This window comes from Allobosea sp. ASV33 (assembly GCF_016428755.1).
GTDB lineage: Bacteria > Pseudomonadota > Alphaproteobacteria > Rhizobiales > Beijerinckiaceae > Allobosea.
Genome location: NZ_JAELTI010000380.1, coordinates 1 through 301 on the forward strand (window position 1 = coordinate 1; position 301 = coordinate 301).

Genomic DNA, 301 nt, shown 5'->3' on the forward strand with positions numbered 1-301 from the left:
GGGAGCCTCCGGCTTCGGCGGCTCTTTCTTCTGCAGCTTGTTGATGCCCTTGACCACCAGGAAGAGGACGAAGGCGATGATCAGGAAGTTGATGCCGGCCGTTACGAAATTGCCGTAGGCCAGCACCTGTCTCTTATACACATCTCCGAGCCCACGAGACTCTAGGCGCGATCGCGTATGCCGTCTTCTGCTTGAAAGGGGGGGGGGGGGGGGGGGGGGGGGGGGGGGGGGGGGGGGGGGGGGGGGGGGGGGGGGGGGGGGGGGGGGGGGGGGGGGGGGGGGGGGGGGGGGGGGGGGGGGG

The 301-nt window shown here is 71.8% G+C and carries 1 protein-coding gene; it reads right to left on the reverse strand.

The annotated features are described in order from the left end of the window. A partial coding sequence (locus JHD80_RS29010) for an MscL family protein (RefSeq protein ID WP_465246569.1) occupies positions 1-141 on the reverse strand: 141 nt, incomplete at its 3' end. Positions 142-301 lie beyond the last annotated feature (160 nt).